Origin of the sequence: Streptomyces sp. NBC_00576 (assembly GCF_036345175.1) — a bacterium.
Taxonomy (GTDB): domain Bacteria; phylum Actinomycetota; class Actinomycetes; order Streptomycetales; family Streptomycetaceae; genus Streptomyces.
In genome coordinates, this window is sequence record NZ_CP107780.1 from 306,722 (window position 1) to 321,811 (window position 15,090).

13 protein-coding genes and 1 pseudogene are annotated in these 15,090 nt (G+C 71.4%); 3 read left to right on the top strand and 11 right to left on the bottom strand.

The features are described 5' to 3' along the window. Window positions 1-191 precede the first annotated feature (191 nt). Window positions 192-1,472, bottom strand: coding sequence for a GDSL-type esterase/lipase family protein (locus OG734_RS01305; RefSeq protein WP_330293528.1), 1,281 nt, complete (start codon window positions 1,470-1,472; stop codon window positions 192-194). 70 nt (window positions 1,473-1,542) lie between these two features. After that, entirely contained in the window at window positions 1,543-2,091 is a 549-nt protein-coding gene (locus OG734_RS01310; protein WP_330285594.1) for a YciI family protein, read from the bottom strand. A gap of 247 nt (window positions 2,092-2,338) precedes the next feature. Between OG734_RS01310 and OG734_RS01315 the strand changes: the two genes are divergently transcribed. Then, window positions 2,339-2,521, top strand: a complete 183-nt coding sequence (locus OG734_RS01315; RefSeq protein WP_330285595.1) for a hypothetical protein — start codon at window positions 2,339-2,341, stop codon at window positions 2,519-2,521. A 192-nt stretch (window positions 2,522-2,713) separates the two neighbouring features. On the opposite strand, the pseudogene OG734_RS01320 reads toward OG734_RS01315, so the two are convergent. The 8 genes and pseudogenes from OG734_RS01320 to OG734_RS01355 all read right to left on the bottom strand — a co-directional run. Continuing rightward, window positions 2,714-3,061, bottom strand: a pseudogene (locus OG734_RS01320) (transposase); the annotation flags it as partial. A 261-nt stretch (window positions 3,062-3,322) separates the two neighbouring features. After that, a complete protein-coding gene (locus OG734_RS01325; RefSeq protein ID WP_330285596.1) occupies window positions 3,323-4,051 on the bottom strand; it encodes an alpha/beta fold hydrolase in 729 nt (242 codons plus the stop codon). A gap of 53 nt (window positions 4,052-4,104) precedes the next feature. After that, window positions 4,105-4,824, bottom strand: coding sequence for a maleylpyruvate isomerase family mycothiol-dependent enzyme (locus OG734_RS01330; RefSeq protein WP_330285597.1), 720 nt, complete (start codon window positions 4,822-4,824; stop codon window positions 4,105-4,107). Continuing rightward, window positions 4,821-5,654, bottom strand: a complete 834-nt coding sequence (locus OG734_RS01335) for a fumarylacetoacetate hydrolase family protein (RefSeq protein WP_330285598.1) — start codon at window positions 5,652-5,654, stop codon at window positions 4,821-4,823. The genes OG734_RS01330 and OG734_RS01335 overlap by 4 nt, the downstream gene beginning before the upstream one ends. Beyond that, window positions 5,651-6,739 (bottom strand): cupin domain-containing protein, encoded by a 1,089-nt coding sequence (locus OG734_RS01340; protein WP_330285599.1) that lies wholly within the window; start codon window positions 6,737-6,739, stop codon window positions 5,651-5,653. The genes OG734_RS01335 and OG734_RS01340 overlap by 4 nt, the downstream gene beginning before the upstream one ends. Then, complete coding sequence (locus OG734_RS01345) at window positions 6,729-8,402, bottom strand: (2,3-dihydroxybenzoyl)adenylate synthase (protein ID WP_330285600.1); 1,674 nt, start codon at window positions 8,400-8,402, stop codon at window positions 6,729-6,731. The genes OG734_RS01340 and OG734_RS01345 overlap by 11 nt, the downstream gene beginning before the upstream one ends. Before the next feature lie 11 nt (window positions 8,403-8,413). Beyond that, a complete protein-coding gene (locus OG734_RS01350; protein ID WP_330285601.1) occupies window positions 8,414-10,456 on the bottom strand; it encodes an acetate--CoA ligase family protein in 2,043 nt (680 codons plus the stop codon). After that, a complete protein-coding gene (locus OG734_RS01355) occupies window positions 10,453-11,970 on the bottom strand; it encodes an FAD-dependent monooxygenase (RefSeq protein ID WP_330285602.1) in 1,518 nt (505 codons plus the stop codon). The genes OG734_RS01350 and OG734_RS01355 overlap by 4 nt, the downstream gene beginning before the upstream one ends. 193 nt (window positions 11,971-12,163) lie before the next feature. Between OG734_RS01355 and OG734_RS01360 the strand changes: the two genes are divergently transcribed. Beyond that, complete coding sequence (locus OG734_RS01360; protein ID WP_330285603.1) at window positions 12,164-12,973, top strand: PaaX family transcriptional regulator; 810 nt, start codon at window positions 12,164-12,166, stop codon at window positions 12,971-12,973. A gap of 4 nt (window positions 12,974-12,977) precedes the next feature. Here the strand turns inward: OG734_RS01360 and OG734_RS01365 are convergent, their stop codons facing one another. Beyond that, window positions 12,978-13,760 carry an IclR family transcriptional regulator gene (locus OG734_RS01365; RefSeq protein WP_330285604.1) on the bottom strand — a complete coding sequence of 261 codons (783 nt, stop codon included), beginning with the start codon at window positions 13,758-13,760 and terminating at the stop codon, window positions 12,978-12,980. Window positions 13,761-14,101: 341 nt separating this feature from the next. Here OG734_RS01365 and OG734_RS01370 point away from each other — a divergent pair, with 341 nt between their 5' ends. After that, window positions 14,102-15,088, top strand: a complete 987-nt coding sequence (locus OG734_RS01370; protein ID WP_330285605.1) for an amidohydrolase family protein — start codon at window positions 14,102-14,104, stop codon at window positions 15,086-15,088. Window positions 15,089-15,090 lie beyond the last annotated feature (2 nt).

Here is a 15,090-nt window from a genome sequence, read left to right on the forward strand (position 1 = left end):
CGCCTCCGTACGCACCGAACGGTCACCGTCGGCACGGGCCTTGGCACACAGGACGGGCCGGCCGCGCCTCCGCTCCCGGCGCGCACGCGCTCACCAGAGCCTCATCCGTGTCGGCGACGACCCGCAGCGCCTGCTCGCTCCATACCCGCCCGCCGCGGTACACGTCACGCCGTACGACCGTCCGCCCTGTCTCAAAACCGCGCACCCGCTTCTCCGCCCTGGCCACGGAATCCGCCAGCACCGCCATCAGACCGAGCATCGGCACCTCCGGCGCAGCCGCCTCCGGAACCTCGGGCGCCTTCTCCTGGTACAGGGTGTGGAGCCCAGCTCACTGAGCGGAAGGGACCGTCGGTCGCGAAGGCGTGGGCTGCAAAGCGCTTGCCCATTCGACGGTATGCGGCGGCGGTGGGGTGAAGGCCGTCGGCCAGGTCATCCGCCTCGTCCGGGCCGAGCAGCTCGCGTCCGTCGAGATAGTGGAGGTGCGGATCGGACGCCTGTCGTGCCGCAGCGATCCGGGCCAGCTCGGCACGGACCACCGCCAGTGACAATGCCCCGCCGGCCACATCGGCCGAGTCGCCCAGGGCAACGAGCCTCCCGTCCGGGCCGGTCGCGGTCGGCCCGGGGGCCTCCTCCAGGGCCGGACAGCTCACCGGAGAGATCAACAGCAGCGGGGTGTCCGGGTGCCCATCCCGGATCGTGTCCAGGAATCCGTGTACCGCCGGGCCGAATGTCCGCAGCCGGAAGGCGGACAGGCTCACGATGTTGATGCCCACCTTGAGGCTGATCAGGTCGGCGGGCGTATCGCGGATCGTCCGGGCGACATAGGGATCCAGCAGTGCGTTGCCCGCCTGACTGAGGTTGATCACCTCCACCCCTCCGAGCGCAGCTGCCACCACCGGCCAGGTCCCGGTCGGGCCGTCAGCCTCGATGCAGTGGCTGATGGAACTGCCGTGGTGCACCCAGCGGCGCCGCCCGTCCGGCAGCGGTGCCAGCACCTCGCCGTCCGCGCGCAGTGCCACCAGTTCCGTCGGGGTCTGCTGTGGCAGCCACAACTCGACGCCCTTCATGCCGGCCGGCAGCCCGGCGAACCGTATGGTCCCTGGCTCGCCCCGGATGAGTCGCTGTACGGCCCCGGGGCCCGCCATCCGCAGCACGTTGCCCACTGGCGCCTGCTGACGCCCGGCCAAGGCGCCGTCCACCAGCAACTCCAGCATCCCGGTCGGGCGAGGGTGGAGGTCGGAGTCGAGCTGGCCGGTGGAGGTGAGTACCTCGAACTCCAATGCGCGCGCATCGGTGCGGAATACCAGCCGCACCCCCGAAGGCATCACGGTCACCCCGTAGACCGACGGGTCCTGGTACTGCTCCTTGGTCCACGCGGGCAACCGGCGCGGCATCACTCCTGCCTGCGTGGTCTCCAGGTCCAGCGCACCCCGTAACTCCACCGGCCCGCCCACCAGCGGAACCGCCCGCATCGTCACCGCCACCGCTCCTGTCCGAGGTCAATGTGGTCCGGAGATGACGTCAACCCGAGGCCTCCGTGGCTCATCGGCGCCCGCCGAACTCCCAATCGTGGACCTCGATGTCCGCGTACCGGTCCGGATTCAGGACGGCTCGCGCCGTGTCCGGATCCGGGGCCCGGAGCAGCACCGCCGTACCCAGCCAGGTGTCGCCGTCGTCGGACAGCAGCGGCCCGTACGCGACCAGCTCGTCCCGGTCGGGCGGCAGGGCAAGGTCGGCGGCCGGGCCCTCGCCGAGACCGAGCACCAGGTACCGGTTGCCACCGGTCCGGCCACCGGGGAAATCCCACATGGTGCGCCCCAGCACGTTGCGCCACCGGCGCAGCAGCACGTCCCGATACGCGCCGGCCTGGTAGCCCGGCTCGTCGAAGGCGAACGCGCGGGCGGCGGCGTGATCCGGCAGGTCGACGATGTGCACACTGCCGGTGGGTGTTTCACCATCATCGGCGAAGGTCGGGCCGCGAGCGATCAGCTCCTTCGCGTACCAGTCCATGTAGGACCAGTGCTCCTCCAGCAACTCCTCGCGTAACGCGAGGGAGCCGGGCCGGTCACGGTGGTAGCAGAAGAACTCCATGACCACAGACCCTTCCCCATCAAGGGCACCATCTCAACTGGCTTTTGGCGACGATGACCCCGCGCTCCAAACGAGGCAGCATCCCGTCAAACGGCGTAGCCATCATGGCCGCGCGGTCACAACGAAGTGGCATGCGAACACGGCTGCTCTGCAACCGAGTGACAGAACCAGCGTCCGGCGCCGGCATCACCGGTTCAGGGCGCCCGCCGCCCCCCTCCACGGCACCGACCACGTCGCGCGCTGGATCGTGGGTTTCCTGGCCAAGCCCGAACTGGCCGCCCTGACCATGGAGCCGGCCATCATCAACGGCGAGCTCGGCGTCCTGGCCACCCTCGGCGGACACACCGTCGGCGCCCTCTCGTTCGACCTCGTCGACGCCCGCATCCAGAACCTGCGCTTCCAGGTCAACCCCGAAAGCTCAGCGGCCTGACCCCCGACAACAGCTTGGCGCTGCCCTGAAGCGTTCAGTTCTGAAGCATGACCGGCGGGACCCTGGACCGGGACGAGCTGTACAAGGCGGGCGCAACCCCCCACCCACAACCCCCGAAGGTTCATCGTGCTGCGGCGGCACCGGACGCGCGGACTCGACAGAGCCGACGAGACGGCGGCGAAGGATCGCGGGGACGAGGATGTCCGGGTCGCCGGCCTCCCGCTGGCAGCCGTCGATCAAGTCGATGACGACACGGCGGACCTGGCGGCGGTGACCTCGGCGACGTCATCGTCAGGGCCGAGACGGACCGCGTCCAGCAGCTGGCGCCACGAGGTGCGTCCGGGTCTCCATGTCCGCGACGAAGGAGTAGGGCCAGCCGGGGATGATCTGGTCGCTGGAGCGTCCGTTGCGACCGTAGACGTGACAGAACAGGCGGTCCTGGCTGCACGGGGCGTCCGGCGGCACGCCTGTGCCGTCGCCTGCGGGCTGGCCGCGGGCCGGACCCGGCTGCTCCGGCTGCGGACGGCGCCGCCGGTTCAATCCCGTGCCCCGCGGGTGCTGGGGGTGGACGAGTTCGCCTTCCGCAAGGGCTGCACCTACGGCGCCGTGCTCGTCGACGTCGACGTCGAGGCCGGCCGGGTCGTGGACGTGCTGCCCGACCGCACCTCGGAGACGTCGGCCGGCCTGGCCCAGGGACCATCCTGGCGCCGAGATCATCTAATGGGATGTGAAGGCGATAGTCACAGACGGTTGGGAGTGGGCACGAGAGTGTGTCCCGCGAGATGGCCGCCGTCGGCCGCGCTATGCCGCGCAGGCCCGGACGAACGCGTCGGCCAGTTCGGCGGGGCGGGTGAAGAGGGCCTCATGGCTGCCCGGGGTCTCGATGACCAGCGGGTTCTTGAGCCGTGGCAGGAAGCGGTCGGCCCAGGCCCACTCGCCGGGAAGGGCGAGGTCTTCGGTGGCCAGGATGTAGGCGGTGGGGATGTCGAGTGCGGCGAACGCCGTCGTGTCCGGCTTCTCGGTGAAGGTGCCCAGGGGCTGCGGGACGAGCAGCGAGTGGATCAGACGCTGGGTCTCCTCACTGGCGTCCTGCATGAACGCCTGCTGGAACACCTCGAAGGGAAACGTCACGGTGTCGTTACCGGAGGCGGCCGCCACGGCGTGGAACATCTCGCCGTAGTGCGGCGGGCAGGCGTCGATCAGCGACTCGCCGTCGTTCGGGACGAACGCGTTCCAGAAGACCAGGCGCCGTATCCGGGCCTCGAGCCTCGGCGCCGCGCCGGTCAGGACGTATCCGCCCCAGCTGTGGCCGAGCAGGGTGATGTCGGTCAGTCCGGCGCGTTCGACGTAGTCCACGAGGCTGTTCACGCAGTCGGTGAGGGTCACGCCGCGCGGGTCGTCGTCGGCGCCCAGCCCGGCCAGGGTGGGGGTGTGCACCTGGTGCCCGGCGGCTCTCAGCTCTGTCGCGACCGGGCGCCAGGCCCATCCGCCGTGACAGGCTCCGGTCACCAGGACGAAGGTCTCGCTCATGTCGGTCTCCTTTGATCGAGTGATTCGAGTGATCGAGTGATGAAAAACTGGGCTCACAACCAGCGTGGGAGGTCCGGGAGTTCACCCGTGACACGCAGCTCACGCAGTTCTTGGGGGCCGCCTCGGCCGGTGAGCCAGGCGGCGAGGGCGTACGGCGGTCCGGTGACCGTGACGCCTGTGGCGGGCGTGCCGAGGACGACGGTGCCGTAGCCCTCCGCCGCCAGCTCGGCGCCGGTGCCCGTCTCGACGCGAGCCGACATCCACCCGGCCACATCGCGTACGAGGGCCCAGGCGAAGTCGGGCGGCAACGTGTCCATGCCGACGCCCACGCGCAGGTCTACCAGGTGGATCCACACCTCGCGGGCCCGCAGCCACGGCACTTCAGACGCCGGGATCTCGCGGCCCTGCCCGCTGACGACGGCGGCCGCCCAGGCGTCGGCGGAGAGCGCCTCGGCGGCCTTCCGGAAACGGGCGGCGGACTCCCGTAGGTCCGCGCGCTGTTCGGCAAGAGGACGTCCTGCGCCCGCCTCGATGTCCGTGACGCGCTGGTCCGGCGAGGTGTACATGGGTGTCCGGATGCCTGTCCCAGCCCAGGTCAGCAGGTTGACCAGGGCGTCGGCGTTACGGGCGAGGTGGGTGACCAGATGGCCGCGGGTCCAGCCGGGCAGCGCGGACGGTTCGGTGACCGAGCCCTCAGGCAACGCGTCGACCGCCTGCCGCAGCCGGTGCTGTCCGTCGTCGGCCCATCCGAGAACCCGTGCCGGCTCCCTCACTGCTTGTCCTCGACGACCGTGTTCACGCACTCCCCGAGGCCCTCGATCACGGTCCGTACGACCTGCCCCGGCCGCAGGAACACCTTCGGGTCGCGGGCCGCGCCGACCCCTCCCGGTGTACCGGTCAGGACGAGGTCGCCCGGTTCCAGCGTCGTGAAAGTACTGAGGTACGCGGCGATGTCCGCCGGCGTGAACAGCAGGTCGGACGTGCGCGAGCGCTGCATGACCTGCCCGTCCACCTCCAGGCGGATCTCCAGGTCGGCCGCGTGATCGACCTCGTCGCCGGTCACCAGCCAGGGCCCGGCCGGCGTGCTGGCCTCCCACGCCTTGCCCTGGAGCCACTGCGGGGTGCGCCACTGCCAGTCCCGCATGGAGATGTCGTTGACGACGGTGTAGCCGGCGATCGCGGCCGCCGCCTCCTCCTTGGTGGCCCGCCGACGCAGCTGCGAACCGATGACGAAGCCGAGTTCGGCCTCCCAGTCCAGCTGCTCCGTCTCGCCCGGGTGGACGATGTCGTCGCGGGCGCCGAGCAGGACGTTGGCGAACTTGCCGAAGAGGGCGGGGTACGACGGCATCTCGCGGCCCATCTCCGCGATGTGGGTGCGGTAGTTGTGGCCCACGCAGAAGATCTTGGCGGGGGTTGTGACGACCGGGGCGAGGTCGAGGGCCGCCACGTCGTGCGCCGGGCCGTCGGCGGCGGTCGCGTACGTGCGCCAGTCGGGGCGGCGCAGCAGGGCGGCGACGTCGGGGGCGCCGGTTTCCACGGCACGGTCGCCGTCGAGGCGGACGGCCACCGTGGCGTCGGCGGTGCGGATGGTGGCGAGCTTCATGCGGACGTGCTCCCGGTCGTTTCGGTGCGGGCGAGGTTCAGCGCCTCGTAGAGGGGCGCGTCGTTGAAGGTGAACAGGTCGAGCCGCGTGTGCGCGGCGATGGTCAGCGCGCACCAGGAGGGCACGGCGATCAGGTCGCCCTCACTCACCTCGATCACCCGGTCGTCGAGGGTGACGGTGCCGCCGCCGCGGAAGACCTGCCAGACGGACGAGCCGACGGTGCGGCGGGTCGCGGTGGCGGTGCCCGGGCGCAGGCGGTGCATCTCGGTACGCAGGCTGGCGAGGGCGTCGCGGCCGGTGGCGGGGTTGGTGAAGCGGATACCGGCGTGACCGGGCTCGATGACACCCGGGTGTCCCTCGTGCTCCAGCTCCAGCTGGGCGGTGAGGGCGTCGTCGGTGTCGGCCCAGCGGTAGGCCATGAGCGGGGAGTCGGGGGTGCGGGGGGCTGAGATCGGGCGCAGGCCCGGGTGGCCCCACAGGCGCTCGTTGCGCGACCGGGAGGGGGTCGAGCGGTCCGAGACGCCGTCCTCGCCGAACTCGAAGAACCCGGCGTCCAGGCGGTGCACGAGCGGGATGTCGAGGCCGTCCAGCCAGACCATCGGCGCGTCACCGACGTGGTGATGGCCGTGCCAGTGCATCGACGGGGTGAGCAGCAGGTCGCCGGGGCGCATCTCGACGGCGTCTCCGTTGACGACCGTCCACACGCCCTCGCCCTCCAGGATGAAGCGGAAGGCGCCCTGCGAGTGCCGGTGCGCGGGGGCGACCTCGCGCGGGCCGAGGTACTGAACGGCCGCCCACAGGTTGGGAGTCGCGTACGGCCGGCCGGGCAGGCCCGGGTTGGCGAGCGCTATCGCGCGGCGCTCACCGCCACGCCCTACCGGCACGAGGTCGCCGGCCCTGCGGGCGAGCGGGAGGAGCGTGTCCCACGGCCAGACGTGCGGTACGGCCTCGGGCTGCGGGGTGAGCGGCATGAGGTTGCCGATCTCGGTCCACAGGGGGATGAGTCCGGCCGCCGCGAACCCGTCGTACAGCCTGCGGAGTTCGGGGTCCGTCTCCCCGGGGGCTATGACGGTGTCACTGGTCATCGGGGGTTCCTTCGGCGTCGAGGCGGCGTGCGATGTCGGCGCGCAGGGCCTTCTTGTCGATCTTTCCGACCTTGGTGGCGGTGAGTTCGGGGACCGTCACCAGCCGGTCCGGGAACTTGAAGCGGGCGATACCCGCGCCGTCCATGACGTGGTGGATGTCGTCGAGGGTCACCGTGTGCCCCGGTTCCGGTACGACGTACAGGCAGACGCGCTCGCCGAGTCGGTCGTCGGGCATCGCCACGGCGGCGGCGCGGGCGACGCCGGGGGTCTGGTAGGCGAAGTTCTCGATCTCCTCGGCGGAGATGTTCTCCCCGCCTCGGATGATCATGTCCTTGTCGCGGCCCTCGACGACGAGGTTGCCGTCGGGCAGCAGCCGCACGATGTCGCCGGTGCGGTACCAGCCGTCCTCGGTGAAGGCGCGGGCGTTCTGCTCCTCGGCGCGGTAGTAGCCGCGCGGGGTGTACGGCCCTCGGGTGAGCAGCACGCCCGGGGTCCCGTCGGGGACGGGGGCGCCCAGTTCGTCGACGACGAGGAGTTCGTCGTCCTCGCACATGGGGTGCCCCTGCGTCGTACAGATGACGTCTTCCGGGTCGTCCAGGCGCGTGTAGTTGAGCAGGCCCTCGGCCATGCCGAACACCTGCTGGAGCGTGCAGCCGAGTTCGGGACGCACCCGGGTGGCGACGTGGTCGGCGAGCCGGGAACCGCCGACCTGGAGGAGCCGCAGCGAGCTCAGATCGCTCCCGGGGTGTTCGCGGTGGTGGTCGAGCCAGCGCTGGGCGATGGCCGGGACCAGGGCCGAAGCGGTGACGCCCTCTCGCTCGACGATCGGGAACGCCTTCTCCGGGTTGGGAGAACCCAGCACCACCCGGCCGCCATTCAGCAGCGTGCCCAGCAGTCCGGGGCAGGCGAGCGGGAAGTTGTGCCCGAGGGGCAGTGCGGCGAAGTAGACCGTGTCGGGGCCGAGTGCGCAGACCTCGGCGCTGCGGCGGGCGTTGTAGAGGTAGTCGTCGTGGGTGCGGGCGATGAGTTTGGGCAGCCCGGTGGTGCCGCCGGAGAGCAGGAAGACGGCGATCGAGCGGCTGTCGGGCCGGTACGCGTCCACGGCGGCCCGGTCCTCGGGTGTGCCGGGCGCGGCGCACAACTCCCCCAGGTCCACGGCGTCGTGGCCGACCTTGTCGCCCAGTACGAGGACGTGGCGAAGGGTTGGTGAGTCGCCGGCGACCTCGAAAGCCATCGCCTGGTGGTCGTGGTCCTTGAGATGGTCCGGCACCGCGATGGCCACGGCCTCGCTGTGCTCGACCAGGTAGCCGACCTCGTGTCTGCGGTGCCCGGGCAGTGCCATCACCGGGATGACGCCGAGACGCAGACAGGCGTAGGTGAGGATCACGAACTCGGCGGTGTTGGGCACTTGCACCACGAGCCGGTCGTCCGGGCGGAGCCCGAGCACGGCCAGGCGCAGGGCTACGGCGTCCGCGCGCTCGGCGAGGTGGCGGTAGGTCAGCCTGCGGTCGCCGTCGACGAGCGCGACCGTGTCGGGAGTGGCGTCGGCGGCGGCGTGGAGCCGGTCGCCGATGGCGTGGCCTTCCCAGTAGCCCTTCGCGGTGTAGCGCTCGGCATACTCCGCGGGCCAGGGGACAGCGCCGTTGCTGCTCGGCCTTGGCATGGTCGTTCTCCTCAGGTGCGGTCGGCCGTGTGCACGATCACGGCGTCCAGGGCGATCAGCCCGTCGGCGGTGAGCCGCAGGGGGTTGATCTCGATCTCGGCAGTGTCCGCACTCGCGGCCAGGGCGCCCGCGAGCGCCGCGGTGACCCGCCCGAACTCGGCGCGGTCGAGCACCGGTCCGCCGCGCCAGCCGTCGAGCAGGGCGCGGGCGGCCAGGTCGTCGGGCATCCCGGCGGCCTCGGCGGCGGAGAGCGGGGCGAGCCGGATCGCCACGTCGGCGAGGGCCTCGGCGGCCGTGCCGCCCAGCCCGGCGAGGACGACCGGCCCGAACACGGGATCGCGGCGCGCGCCGAGCACGAGGTCGACGCCGGCCGGGGCCATCGCCTCGACCAGGTAGCGGCGGTCGGGGCCGATGGCGTCCAGGGCCGTGTCGAGTTCGTCGGGGGTGCGCACGCCCAGGTGGACTCCGCCGATCTCCGTCTTGTGGAGGATCGCGGCGTCGAGCACCTTGACCGCGACGGGCCCGCCCAGCAGGCGCAGGGCGTGATGGGCGTCGGCGCGGGTGTCGCAGGCGACGCGGTTCGGGGTGCGGATGCCGAGCGAGGCGAGGAACGTCTTGGCGGCGTCCTCGTCCAGCGGACCGGACGGCACTGAGACGGCCGTGTCCTGCGCAGACTCGCCGGCGCGTACGGCCCGCCGGCGGGCATGCGTCACCAGGGCCCGTACGGCGTTGGCGGCCGACGCCGGTCCGGTCAGCGCCGGGATCCCCGCCTTGTGCAGCCGTGCCCGCTGTTCGGCGACGTCCTCGGGCAGGCCGCCGACGACCACCACGGCCGGGGAGTCCGCGCCGAGGCCGGCGTCCTGCGCGGCCGTGGCGAGGTCGACGCTGTCGGGTTCGGTGAGGGCGTAGACGGCGAGCAGGTCCACCGCCGGGTCCGTGGCCGTCGTGTCCAGCACGCGCGCGAAGGTCTCGGCGGGCCGGCCGGTGTCGACCGGGTTGCGCTGGTAGGTGAGCGGGGGCAGCAGGCCGCCCAGTGCCCGCCGGGTGCTCTCGGCCAGTTCCGGCATCCGGATGCCGTCGGCGCCCGCGCGGTCCGCGAGCAGCAGTCCCGGCCCGGCCTGGGCGGTCACGATGGCGAGCCCCGGGTCAGGGTGGGGGCGCAGTTGGATGCGGGAGAGGGCGGTGAGCGCGTCCACCATCTCCCGTTCGTCGTCCACGAGCACGGCCCCGGCCTGGCGCAGCGCGGCCCGTGTCGTACGCCAGGAGGTGGCGAGTGCTCCGGTGTGCGACCGGGCGAAGTCGCCGACGTCCGTGCGGCCGACGACCAGGGCCACGACCGGCTTGACGGCGGCTACCAGCCGTACGGCCTCCACCAGCCGTGGTCCGTCCGGCACCGTTTCCAGATGCAGCGCCACGGCCGTCGTACGACGGTCCTGCGCGAGATGCTCCAGGACGTCCGCGGCGGTAACGCCGAGGCCTGTCCCGATGCCGACGCCGAGGCTGATCCCGTTGCCGGCGGCGACCAGGTCGAAGGAGAGCGCGTGGTTGACGCCGCCGCTGGCCGCGACCACCGCGATGTCCCCGGCCGGAATCTGGCCCGCCGCCGGCACGAAGCTGGCCGTCAGGCCCTGGTGCGGGGCGAAGAACCCGGAGGTGTTGGGTCCGAGCAGCCGGATCCCGGTCTCCTGGGCGACGCCGCGCAGTGCGTCCGCGTGCGCCTCGCCCTCCGGGCCCGCCTCGCCGAAACCGCCGGCGCAGACCAGCGCGGCACGGCAGCCGGCGGCGGCCGCGTCGGCCAGTGCGTCGGCGCAGCCGGCCGCGGGCACGCACAGGACGGCCAGGTCGAGCCGTCCGGCGGTGTGCGCGGCAGCTTCGGCGACCGAGGCGTACACACCCTCGCCGGGCTCCGGCCGCCGTGCGTTGACCAGAGCGCGGGCGCCGGGGAAGCGGGCGAGCGAGCGGGCCATGGCGGCGCCCAGCTTTCCGCTCTGCCGGGAGGCGCCGATCACCACCACGCCCTCGGGCGCGAAGAGCGGAGTCAGGTCGGTGCTCATACCCGCTCCCCCGCCACCAGGTCGGCCCGTCCGGACAGCAGCAGCGTTTCAGCGCGGTCGTCGTCCATCAGGTCCTCCAGGATCAGTACGGGGATGCTGTGCACCAGCCGAGCCTGTTCGGCGAGCAACGACCGGGTGAGCGAGGTGCCGCCCCGCACGGCGACCAGGTCCGGGGGCGTGTCACCGCTCAGGGCGTCGGTCAACTTCTCGTAGGTGTCGGGCAGTTGGGCCTCACCCTCGGGTGCGGCGAGCCACAGGCATTGCTCGGGGCGCAGGTCCGCGAGGTCGGCTGCGGTCAGCCGCCGTCCGGCGAACTCCCTGAAGGGCGTGTCCAGGGGGTCGCGCCCCTCGTGCGCTGCCCGCCAGTCTCGTACGACCTGATCGACGAAGCCGGGGTCGCGGCGCGCGATGCGTTCCTTGCCGATGCTGCGGGAGATGAAGTGGAAGGCGAACCGCGTCGGTTCGAAGGCGTCGTGATAGCGCCCGAAGTTCTCCCACCAGGACAGGCTCGGCCGGGCGGAGCCCTGGATCTTCTCGACCGAGGGCCGCCGGGCCGCCTCGTACGCCTCCAGGGCGCCCTGCAGGTCGTCGCGGTGGGCGAGGAGGCTGTCGGCGAGGGCGACGGCGTCCTCCAGGGCCATCTTGGTGCCGGACCCGACGGAGAAGTGGGCGGTGTGTGCGGCGTCGCCGAGGAGGACGACGTTGCCGCTGTGCCAGCGCTGGGTGCGCCGGGTGCGGAAGTTGCCCCAGCGGGAGTTGTTGACCAGCAGTTCGTGCCCGTCGATGTGTTGGGCGAAGAGCTTCTCCAGGTACGCCTTGCTCTTCTCGTCGCTCGGGCCGGGCGGCTGCGCGGTGTCGAACTCGTCGAGGCCCGCCCTGCGCCAGGACTCCTCGTCCGTCTCGACGATGAAGGTGCTGACGCTGTCGCTGATCGGGTAGCCGTGTACGGCGAAGGTGCCGTGCTCGCCGTGCTCGTGCACGAAGGTCAGGCCGTCGAAGAGGTAGTCGGTGCCGAACCAGATGAACTTCGCGGTGGCGACCTCCACCTCCGGCACCAGCACGTCGGCGAGCCGGTCGCGGAGCCGGGAGTTCGCCCCGTCGGCGGCCACGATCAGGTCGTAGCCGGCCAGCTCCGCCGGATCGGCGGGAACCTCGTGGTCGAAGCGGAGTTCGACCCCGACCTCCTCGGCACGCCGGTGCAGCAGCTGGAGCAGCGTCTTGCGGGTGATGGCGGCCATGCCGTTGCCACCGCACCGGATCCGCTGTCCCTTCAGCCGCACCTCGATGTCGTCCCAGTGCCGGCCGTACTCTTCGAGAGCCGTGCGCAGCACGGGGTCCGCCGCGTGGATGGCGGCCAGGGTCGCGTCCGAGAACACCACGCCGAAGCCGAAGGTGTCCTCGGCGCGATTGCGTTCGAAGACCGTCACCTCGACCGACGGCTCGGCCTGCTTGATGAGCGCCGCGAAGAACAGCCCGCCGGGGCCGCCTCCCACGCAAGCGATCCGAGTCACCATGGCTCCTGCCTCCACGTCGAGTACAGGCCCAGACTCAGCCCCGGCACCTCTTGTGTCAATGGATACACGGGCGTCAATAATTTGTTGCGCATTTCCGATGGCCAATTTTCCGGCAGAATCAAGGGATTCCTCGATCGCTCCCGCTCGGATGACTCGCCCTCACGACGGCCGTCCCTGTGGGATAGTCGGTTCCGTGAAGCCTCGATCGATCGTCTTCGACCTGTTCGGCGACTACGTCCGCTATCGCGGCGGCGCCGCCCGGCTGCGCACCCTCAGCACACTGATGGGCTGCTTCGGTGTCGGCGAGAGCACCGTGCGGGTGGTCCTCGCGCGGTTGCGCAAGGAGGACTGGTTCGACGTCCGGCGCGAAGGCAGGGAGACCGTCTACGCGCTCAACAAGCGCAGCCTCCAGCTCCTCGACGAGGGCCGCTCCCGCATCTTCGACCGGGCGCCGTCCGACTGGGACCGGCACTGGTACATGGTCATCTACTCGGTCCCCGAGACCGAGCGCGGCGTGCGCGACCGTATCCGCAAGGAGCTTGCCTGGCTGGGCTTCGGCCCCCTGGCGCCGTCCACCTACGTCTCCCCGCACGACCGCCTCCAGCAGGTCCGGGAGAAGTTCGCGGACGAGCCGGCCATGCGCCTGGACACCCTGCGCTGCCAGTCGGGCGGGATGCCGGTAGACCGCGAGATGGCGGCGCGCGGCTGGGACCTGGCCACCCTCAACGATGACTACCGGGAGCTGCTGCGCACCTATCGCAGCCGGATGCCGTCGTACCGGGCCGGGCACCTCAGCCCCGAGGAGGCGATGGTCGAGCGCATGCGGCTGACCTACGACTACCGCAAGTTCCCCTTCCGCGACCCGGATCTGCCGACCGATCTCCTCCCCGCGGGCTGGGTGGGCCACGAGGCGCACGAGATGTTCCTGGAGGCCCACGAGGTCCTCGGCCCCTCGGCCGAGGCCTACTACGACGAGGTGACCGGCCCGCGCCCCTTCGCGTAGGTCTCTATGACAGGTAACCCAGCTCGCGCGAGGCCGCGGCCACGGTGTCGCACAGTTCGCGGGTCACCTCGGCGAGGTGGTCCGGTGTACCGAGGCTCTCGGGCAGCACGACGGAGACGGCGAGCGGCAGCGGGTCGCCTGCCGCGAAGACGGGCGCGGCGACCGAGATGATGCCCGGGATCACGCCGCTGTGCGTCACGACGTGTCCATCGTCGCGGATCCGCGCCCGGGTGGCGGCGAGGCGCTCGCCCGTCCACTCCGCCTCCCTGCCGTGGAGCTCTCCGCCCAGCACCTCGCCGGTGAGGCTCTCGGGCAGGTGGGCCAGGAAGATCTGACCCACGGACGACGTGAGCAGGGGAAGCGTGGCGCCGACGCGCACCGTCAGGGGCAGCGGGCGGGTGCCGTACGCCCAGCTCACCACGATCGGGCCGCGGTCCCCCCACACCGCGAGGTTCACCGAGTGGCCGGTGCGGTCACGGAGCTGTGTCGCATGACCGCTCACCACCGCCACCTCGTTGGTGCGGCGCAGCGACTCGGCCCCCATACGGCGCATGGCGGCCCCGAAGTCGTAGAGACCCGAGGCGGGATCCTGCGAGGTCAGACCGATGCGGCCGAGGCTGACGAGGTAGCGGTGCACTTTGCTGGGCTGCATGCCACTGGCCTGCGCGATCGCCGACAGGCTCAGCGCACCGCCGCCGCTCTCCAGCGCCAGCAGGACCCTCATCGCCATCTCGACGGACTGGATGCCCTGCCGCTCCCCGTTCTCCCTGGGGTCAGTCGTGGTCACAGCGCAGCCTTCTCCCCTGCCGGTGGATGAACGCGGTCAGCCTATCGAGAGGGCCGATACAACCGATCTTACATTCACTATTGCGGAACGCGTTACGTTCTGGTGAACTGCGGAAGCGGTGGCGGTCACCTCCCCCGACTGCCCCGCCCCACCGGCGGCCCGTCTCGCAGCCGCCCGGAGCCGCTCGTCCTTCGGCGCACACACCCGCGCATCCCATCCGCCCGGCCACTCACACCGAGCCGGGCGCCGCCGCACCCCGCCTTGCATACAGGACCTCAACGGCAGAACGAGGCCCGCGTACGAGATCCCGCATACAAGATCCCTCCGAGGAGAACTCCGCAATGAAGCTGATCGGCCTCGAAGAACACTTCGTGACCCCTGACCTGGTGGGCCACGGCGCCTCCACCGCCTCCATCGCCCAGCCCCATGCGTGGGCCGAGGCCTCCCGGCGGCTCCTCGACCTCACCGAGGAACGCCTCGACGACATGGACGCCGCCGGCCTGGACATGCAGGTGCTCTCACTCAACTCCCCGGGCCTCCAGGCGGAGAAGGACCCGGCCTCCGCCGTACGTCAGGCGATCACCGTCAACGACTTCCTCACCGGCGTCATCGCCGAGCACCCCGACCGCTTCTCCGGCTTCGCCGCCCTGCCCCTCCAGGACCCCAAGGCCGCGGCCGACGAACTGGAGCGCGCGGTCACCCAGCTCGGCCTGCGCGGCGCCCTCGTCAACGCGCACACCCACGGCAGGTACCTGGACGACCCCGCCCTGCGCGTCGTCTGGGAACGCGCCGAGCACCTCGACGTACCGCTCTATCTGCACCCGGCCAACGGCGTCGACACCGCGCACGTGCTCTCCGGGCACCCCGAACTCGTCGGACCGATGTGGAGCTGGGGGATCGACACCGCCACCCACGCCCTGCGACTGATCTTCGGCGGCGTCTTCGACGACTTCCCGAACGCCAAGCTGCTCCTCGGCCACATGGGAGAGGGACTGCCCTACGTGATGTGGCGCATGGACTCCCGCTGGGAGTTCCACGCGCACCACGGCATCGAACTCAAGCGCGAGCGCCCCTCGGAGTACATCCGGCACAACCTCTACATCACCACCAGCGGCGTCTGCTCCCCCGCCCCGCTGCTCACCGCCCTGCTGTCGGTGGGCGCCGACCACATCCTCTTCGGCACCGACTACCCCTTCGAGGACATCGAGACGGCCACGAAGTTCCTGCAGGACGCCCCGATCAGCGACGCCGACCGGCTCAAGATCGGCCACCAGAACGCCGAGAAGCTCCTCGGCCTCGCCACCACACCCGCGCTCGCGGGTGTCTGAGC

Bases quoted from the DNA above. Each gene is read 5' to 3' on its own strand.
- OG734_RS01305 (WP_330293528.1), bottom strand. From the start codon at position 1,472: ATGCGGGCGGTTCCGCTGGTGGGCGGGCCGGTGGAGTTACGGGGTGCG.
- OG734_RS01310 (WP_330285594.1), bottom strand. From the start codon at position 2,091: ATGGAGTTCTTCTGCTACCACCGTGACCGGCCCGGCTCCCTCGCGTTA.
- OG734_RS01325 (WP_330285596.1), bottom strand. From the start codon at position 4,051: ATGAGCGAGACCTTCGTCCTGGTGACCGGAGCCTGTCACGGCGGATGG.
- OG734_RS01335 (WP_330285598.1), bottom strand. From the start codon at position 5,654: ATGAAGCTCGCCACCATCCGCACCGCCGACGCCACGGTGGCCGTCCGC.
- OG734_RS01340 (WP_330285599.1), bottom strand. From the start codon at position 6,739: ATGACCAGTGACACCGTCATAGCCCCCGGGGAGACGGACCCCGAACTC.
- OG734_RS01345 (WP_330285600.1), bottom strand. From the start codon at position 8,402: ATGCCAAGGCCGAGCAGCAACGGCGCTGTCCCCTGGCCCGCGGAGTAT.
- OG734_RS01350 (WP_330285601.1), bottom strand. From the start codon at position 10,456: ATGAGCACCGACCTGACTCCGCTCTTCGCGCCCGAGGGCGTGGTGGTG.
- OG734_RS01355 (WP_330285602.1), bottom strand. From the start codon at position 11,970: ATGGTGACTCGGATCGCTTGCGTGGGAGGCGGCCCCGGCGGGCTGTTC.
- OG734_RS01370 (WP_330285605.1), top strand. From the start codon at position 14,102: ATGAAGCTGATCGGCCTCGAAGAACACTTCGTGACCCCTGACCTGGTG.